At 67.9% G+C, this 6689-nt stretch carries 6 protein-coding genes; 3 read left to right on the top strand and 3 right to left on the bottom strand.

Annotated features, from left to right (window positions below):
• Positions 1-185 precede the first annotated feature (185 nt).
• Complete coding sequence (locus tag IMX13_RS03200) at positions 186-1094, top strand: LysR family transcriptional regulator (RefSeq protein WP_053520468.1); 909 nt, start codon at positions 186-188, stop codon at positions 1092-1094.
• An 86-nt stretch (positions 1095-1180) separates the two neighbouring features.
• Here the strand turns inward: IMX13_RS03200 and IMX13_RS03195 are convergent, their stop codons facing one another.
• Both IMX13_RS03195 and lepB read right to left on the bottom strand, forming a co-directional pair.
• Positions 1181-2437 carry an MFS transporter gene (locus IMX13_RS03195; RefSeq protein ID WP_193395737.1) on the bottom strand — a complete coding sequence of 419 codons (1257 nt, stop codon included), beginning with the start codon at positions 2435-2437 and terminating at the stop codon, positions 1181-1183.
• A gap of 122 nt (positions 2438-2559) precedes the next feature.
• On the bottom strand, positions 2560-3186 hold the full coding sequence (gene lepB / locus IMX13_RS03190; RefSeq protein WP_065174178.1) for a signal peptidase I: 627 nt from the start codon (positions 3184-3186) through the stop codon (positions 2560-2562).
• Between the two features lie 249 nt (positions 3187-3435).
• Here lepB and IMX13_RS03185 point away from each other — a divergent pair, with 249 nt between their 5' ends.
• Positions 3436-3837 carry a hypothetical protein gene (locus tag IMX13_RS03185; protein ID WP_065174177.1) on the top strand — a complete coding sequence of 134 codons (402 nt, stop codon included), beginning with the start codon at positions 3436-3438 and terminating at the stop codon, positions 3835-3837.
• 3 nt (positions 3838-3840) lie between these two features.
• Complete coding sequence (locus IMX13_RS03180; RefSeq protein ID WP_180876414.1) at positions 3841-4287, top strand: 3-dehydroquinate dehydratase; 447 nt, start codon at positions 3841-3843, stop codon at positions 4285-4287.
• 146 nt (positions 4288-4433) lie between these two features.
• Here IMX13_RS03180 and dcp read toward each other — a convergent pair whose 3' ends face one another.
• The gene (gene dcp, locus IMX13_RS03175; RefSeq protein WP_074902277.1) at positions 4434-6590 is read right to left on the bottom strand and encodes a peptidyl-dipeptidase Dcp; all 2157 of its coding nucleotides are present in this window, start codon (positions 6588-6590) and stop codon (positions 4434-4436) included.
• Positions 6591-6689 lie beyond the last annotated feature (99 nt).

The following is a 6689-nucleotide window of genomic DNA, read 5'->3' as shown; positions in this document are numbered from 1 at the left end:
GGCGGGGGGGGGGGGGCCGGCCCCCCCCCCCCCCCCCCCCCCCCCCCCCCCCCCCCACCCCGCCTTCGACAGTTTCCCTCTGCTGTTTAGTGCCAGCTGCTGTTGGCGGGTGCCGACCGTTGGTCGGCACGGGGTCGGATCCAACCTCTGATTCATTTCCGGCCGGCGATGAATAGACTGGGCGCATGTCCATCGAACTGCGCCACCTGCGCTATTTCCTCGCCGTTGCCGAGACCCTGCACTTCGGCCAGGCGGCCGAGCGGCTGGGCATGTCGCAGCCGCCGCTCAGCCAGCAGATCCGCCAGCTGGAGGACCTGATCGGGGCGCGCCTGTTCGTGCGCAGCCATCGCCGCGTGCAGCTGACGCCTGCCGGTGAACTGCTGCAGGAGCGCGCGCGGGCCATCGTGCAGCAGGTGGAGACGGCAGTGGACGAGGTGCAGCGCGCACAGCGCGGCGAGCAGGGTGAGCTGCATATCGGGCTGACCCGGGCCACACCGCTGTCGCCGCAGATTCCGCGCTCGATCCTGCGCTACCGCCAGCAGTATCCGCAGGTGCGGCTGCAGCTGAGCGAGATGAACACGCTGCAGCAGATCGACGCCCTGCTCGACGGTTCACTGGACGTGGGCATCATCCGCAAGCGCGCGCTGCCGCCGGAACTGGTTGCGCACAGCCTGTTCGTCGATCCGCTGGCGTTGATCGTGCATGCCGACCACCCTGCCCTGCGCCGGCTCCCGGAACAGGGAACGCTGTCGCTGCGTGCGTTCGCGCAGGAACCGTTCGTGGCCTTTCGACGCAGTGCCGGCGCCGGCATCCATGACCACATGATCGCGCTGTGCGCGGCTGCCGGATTCACTCCACGCATCGTGCAGGAAGCCGGTGAGGCGTCCACGCTGATCAGCCTGGCGGCGGCTGGCCTGGGTGCGGCGATCCTGCCGTCCTCGTGCGACCACATCCGGGTGGAAGGCGCGCGCTTTGTCGCGCTGGCCGATGCCGGCGCGCACTCGGAGGTGCAGCTGGCATGGCGCCGTGAGGGAGTGACGCCGCTGATCCGCAACTTCGCCGGCCTGCTGCGCGGCGCATTCGCCGAAGAGTGACGCGCCGCGCTGCGCGCTCGCCGGGCAGGGCCCGGCGCTACCCGGTCAGGGTCGAAACGGTAGCGCCGGGCCATGCCCGGCGAGCATCAGGCCGTCACCGGCTGCGGGGCCCGCTGCTGCAACGCCCAGACGATGCCACCGCCAAGCAGGGTCAGCACTGCCGCGAACGCGCACACCCCCAGCCAGTCCCACGCGGCGTAGGCAAGCCCGCCCACACCGCCCAGCACGCTCGACCCCAGGTAGTAGGCGAACAGATACAGTGCCGAGGCTTCCGCGCGCATCATGCCCGCCCGGCTGCCGACCCAGCTGCTGGCGACCGAATGACCGCCGAAGAAGCCGAAGGTCACCAGCGCGATGCCCAGCGCCATCGTGGTCAGCCACGGCATCGCCAGCAGCGCGATGCCGGCACCGATAAGCACGAAGGAGATCGACAGGACACGCCCACGGCCGTACCGCGTGGCCTGTTGGCCCATCCATGCCGAGCTGAACGTACCGACCAGGTAGACGCTGAAGATCAGCCCGACCACGGTCTGGCTGAGGTGGTACGGCGGCGCCAGCAGGTGATAGCCGAGGTAGTTGTAGAGGGTGACGAATACGCCCATCAACACGAAGGAGGTGGCGAACAGCCACGGCAGGCCGGGATCGGCGAACAACGTGCGCCAGCGCGACGGCAGCTGGCGCAGGCCGCCGCGACGGGCCTGGAAATGCCGCGATGGCGGCAGCTGCAGCCACAGCAGCACGGTGCTGGCCACGGCGATGATCGAGACCACGCCGATGCCCCAGCGCCACCCCCAATGGTCGGCGATGATGCCGGCGAGCAGGCGCCCGCTCATGCCACCAATCGCGTTGCCGCCGATGTACAGGCCCATCGCCAGGCCCAGTGCGCGGCTGTCCATTTCTTCGACCAGATAGGTCATCGCCACCGCCGGCACGCCACTCAGGGCCAGGCCCAGCAGGGTGCGCAGCACCAGCAGCGTGGTCCAGTCATCGATCAGGGCGGTACTCAGCGAGAGGATGGCCGAGGCCAGCAGGGCGACGATCATCAACGGCCTGCGGCCCACGGTGTCGGACAGCAGCCCGGCCAGCAGCATCGCCACGGCCAGCGTGCCGGTGGTCAGTGACAGCGACATCGCGCTGCCGGCGGCGGAGACGCCGAAGTGGCGGCTGAACTCGGGCAGCAACGGCTGCACCGTGTACAGCAGGCCAAAGGTGGAGAAGCCGGCCAGGAACAACGCGACCGCCGTGCGGCGGAACGCTGGCGTGCCCTGCTGGATGCGCGTCTCGGGGCTGGAATCGGCAGGAGGGAAGCGACGTTCGGGGGCCGCGGCGGTTTCGCCAGTCATGGGATCGATGGGCCGTTGGGGGCGGCCGGGGTGGAGGGAACGGGCCCCAGACTAGGCCCGTCCACCCAGTCGATCCATAACCTGAAAAGTCAGGATTGATATCCCTGACGTATCGATTCAGCTCACAGGTGCTGCCACTGGAAGCCATCGCCACGGCGGTAGTACACGGCCACCGCGCGCCCGTAGACCTTGTCGGCGTCGACGAAGCCGAAGAAGCGTCCATCGAAACTGTTGCCGCGATGATCCCCCAGTACCAGCAGCTTGCCGGCCGGTACCACCAGGTCCGCAATGTCGGGACCACCGCCCATGTCCAGGTCCAGGCGGGCACGGCGGCTGCCGAAGGCCTCCACGTCCTGCAGGTCGGCCATCTGCAGCGGGTGGCCGTTGATGCTCAGGTGGCCCTCGTGCAGTTGCACGTGGTCGCCGGCCACGGCGGCGACCCGCTTGATCAGGCGGGTGCCGTCGGCAGGCGAATCGAATACCGCCACCTCGCCGCGCTGCGGCTGGCCGGTGGACAGCAGGGACGTGTTGGTGAACGGCAGGCGCAGGCCATAGGCACGCATGTCCACCACCACCCGGTCACCGGGCTGCAGGGTCGGCTGCATCGAGCCACTGGGCACCACGTAATGATTGGCGAGGGTGTCGCGGGCGGCGGCGAGCAGGCCCAGCATGAGCAGCAGCGGCAGCGCCTCCTTCTTCAGCCAGGCGAGAGCGCGTTGCGGGAACGGCGGTCGGGCAACAGCATCCATGTCAGGTTCCGATGGGGTGGCAGGGTCTTCAGACCCCATCCGGGTGCAAGTGGTGCCCGGTCGCGCCGGGCCATGCCCGGCCGAGTGTTGGAACGGCCGCGCCATGTGCTCGCCGGGCATGGCCCGGCGCTGCCGATGCAGGGTTACGCAGGTTTTACGCCCGGGCCCGGCGCCCGGCATCGCACCTTTACGGGCACTGCGCGCATCGTCTGCCCACCGCGCCGAACGGCGCTTTCCGCAAGGTGTTGTATGACCCTCCTGGTGATCCGCCACGCCTCTTCATCGGCACCGCGTCCGCAGCTGCCGGCGCAGTTGTCCGGCCACCGCGTGCTGTGCAGCGACTGCGCCAGCCTGTCCGAAGTGCGCCAGTGCCTGTGCCAGCCGCAGGCGCGCTCGGCCGACTGGGTACTGCTGGACGTGGGCGTGGCCGACGAGGCGCAATGGCAGGCCGAGGGCAGCGCGCTGCAGGCCGCCCTGGAGCGGCTGCCGGCGCAGTACATCGAACTGCAGAGCGCCCGCGAACCCGGCCTGGACGCGCGCCTGCGCCTGCAGCATGGGCCGGCCGCGGTGGTGGTCGACCAGCGCAGCCAGCAGGCCGGTTATCCGCTGTCGCTGGCCATCGTCGGCCGCCGCCTGGCGCAGGAGGGCTGAGCCATGTCGATCTTCATCATCCGCGGCCCGGAAGCGGCCGGCACATTGATCCGTACCGCACTGCCGCTGCCGGCACCGGTACTGAAGTCGCTGGTACACCGTGCGATCGATGCCGGCACCAGCGTGGCCATCCGTGCCTGCGGTTCGGAACAGGAACTGCTGGATGCCCTGCGCGTGGCCGATCACAGCCGCGGCGAAGTGACATTGCTCGATCCCGGCGCGTGTGCCGGCAGCCTGCGTCTGCAGCGCCTGCTGCCCTATCTGCACAACGCCTACGTGGAGGTGCATGACGACGGCGCGGTGGCTGAGCCCTGTCTGCCGGCCGGCATCGGCCAGCGCCTGGGCATCGCCGCCGGCTATGGCGCGCAGAGCTACGTGCTGGCGCTGGATATCGCGCTGGATCACCTGGGCCTTGCCGAACAGGCGAACCCGGTGCACGTGGGGACGTAACGCTGTTTGTAGAGCCGAGCCCATGCTCGGCTGCCTTTCCAGGAAACATCAGCCGAGCATGGGCTCGGCTCTACAGAAGAACGTCGAGCATGGCTCGACGCTACAGAAAGAAAAACGGCGGGGTCGCCCCCGCCGTTTTCGCTTTCTTACTTCAGCCCGCGGAACTTCAGCAGCGGCTCCACCGACGGGTCCTTGCCGCGGAAATCGCGGTACAGCGTCGACAGCTCCACGCTGTTGCCGCGCGAGAGGATCTTGTCGCGGAATTCCTGGCCATTGGCCGCGGTCAGGCCGCCGTTCTCGGTGAACCACTGGAAGGCGTCATGGTCGAGCACTTCCGCCCAGAAGTAGGCGTAGTAGCCGGCCGAGTAGCCACCGCCCCAGATGTGGTCGAAGTAGGTGGTGCGGTAGCGCGGCGGAACCTGCGGCAGATCGACCTTGAACTTCTTCAGCGCGCTGGCTTCGAAGGCTCCGACATCCTGCAGCGGCGCGTCGGCCTTCTGCGTGTGCCAGGCCAGGTCCAGCAGCGCAGCCGACAGGTACTCGGTGGTGGCGTAGCCCTGGTTGAAGCTGCGCGCCTTGAGGATCTTGTCGACCAGTTCCTGCGGCATCGGCTCGCCGGTCTTGTAGTTCTTGGCGTAGTTGGCGAACACCTTCGGATCCAGCGCCCAGTGCTCGTTGAACTGCGACGGGAACTCGACGAAATCGCGCGAGGTGGCCGTACCGGCGATCGAGGGGTACTTCACGTTCGAGAACATGCCGTGCAGGGCGTGGCCGAACTCGTGGAACAGGGTGGTGACGTCGTCGAAGCTCAGCAGCGCCGGCTGGCCTTCGGCCGGCTTGGTGAAGTTGCAGACGTTGTAGACCACCGGCTTGGCGCCGGTCAGGCCATCCTGCTCGACGAACACGTCCATCCACGCGCCACCGGACTTGCTGTCACGCTTGAAGTAGTCGGTGTAGAACAGGGCCAGCGAGGTGCCGTCCTTGTCGAACACTTCATACACCTTCATGTCCGGGTGGTAGGTCGGAATGTCGGTACGTGGCTTGAAGGTGATGCCGTACAGCTGGGTGGCGGCGTAGAAGACGCCGTTCTGCAGCACGTTGTCCAGCTCGAAATAGGGCTTGATCTGCGACTCATCCAGATCGTACTTGGCCTTGCGTACCTGCTCGGCGTAGAAGTCCCAGTCCGAGGCCGCAACCTGGAAACCGCCCTTCTGCGCGTCGATCACCTTCTGGATCTCGCCGGCTTCGGCACGTGCCTTGGCGGTGGCAGCCGGCACGGTGTCGGTCAGCAGCTTCAGCGCGGCGGCCGGGGTCTTGGCCATCTGGTCGCCCAGCTGGTAGTCGGCGAAGGTGTCGAAACCCAGCAGCTTGGCCTTCTGCGCACGCAGCTGGGCCAGGCGCTGCACGGTCTGGCGGGTATCGTTGGCATCACCGCGCTCGGCGCGGGTTTCCGAGGCCTTGAGCACGGCGGCGCGCTGGTCGCGGTCGCTCAGCGAACCAAGCACCGGCTGCTGGGTGGTGTTCTGCAGCGGCAGCAGGAACTTGCCGTCAAGCTTGCGCGCCTTCGCATCGGCAGCTGCGGTGTTGATCGCGTTCTCATCCAGGCCGGCCAGCTTGGCCTTGTCGTCCACGATGACGGCAGCGGCAGCGGTGGCGGCGACCAGGCGGGTATGGAACTGGGTGGAAAGCGTGGTCTCTTCCACGTTGAGCTTGCGCAGGCTGGCCTTGTCGGCGTCGGACAGCTGCGCACCGGCACGCACCAGGCCGTCGTAGTAATGCTCGACCAGGCGCTTCTGCACCGGGTCCAGGCCCAGCGTGTCACGCTGGTCGTACAGCGACTTCACGCGTGCGAACAGCTTCGGGTCGAGGCTGATCTCGTCCTGGTGCGCGGCCAGTTTCGGCGCGACTTCTTCCTGGATCTTCTGGCGCGCATCGTTGGTATCGGCCTGCACCAGGCCGAAGAAGATGCGCGACACGCGGGTCAGGGTCTCACCGCTGCGCTCCATCGCCACGATGGTGTTGTCGAAGGTGGCCGGCTCGCTGTTGTCGGCGATCTTGCGCACGTCGGCCAGGTGCTGGCGCATGCCTTCCTCGAACGCCGGCAGGTAGTCGCTGTCCTTGATCTTGTCGAACGGCGGCGCCTGGAACGGCAGCGTGCTGGCGCTCAGCAGCGGGTTGGTGGAGGCATCGGCCGGCTGCTGGGCCGGGGTATTCTGGGCTGCGGACACGGGGGTGGACTCCTTGCCGGAACAGGCCGCCAGCGCCAGGCTGATGGCGGCGGCCAGGACTACGGTACGCGACATGTAAAACGCTCCTTGGGCAGACGGGATGGGATGCCGACCGTCCACCCTACTCCTGTCGCGCTCGCCCGGCATGTGCCGGACGTGGCTTCTGGACCTTCA

This window comes from Stenotrophomonas sp. B2, assembly GCF_014947095.1.
Classification (GTDB): Bacteria; Pseudomonadota; Gammaproteobacteria; order Xanthomonadales; family Xanthomonadaceae; genus Stenotrophomonas; species Stenotrophomonas maltophilia_P.
The sequence above is the reverse complement of the archived record's forward strand: the minus strand, read 5'-3'. Positions and strand labels throughout refer to the sequence as shown.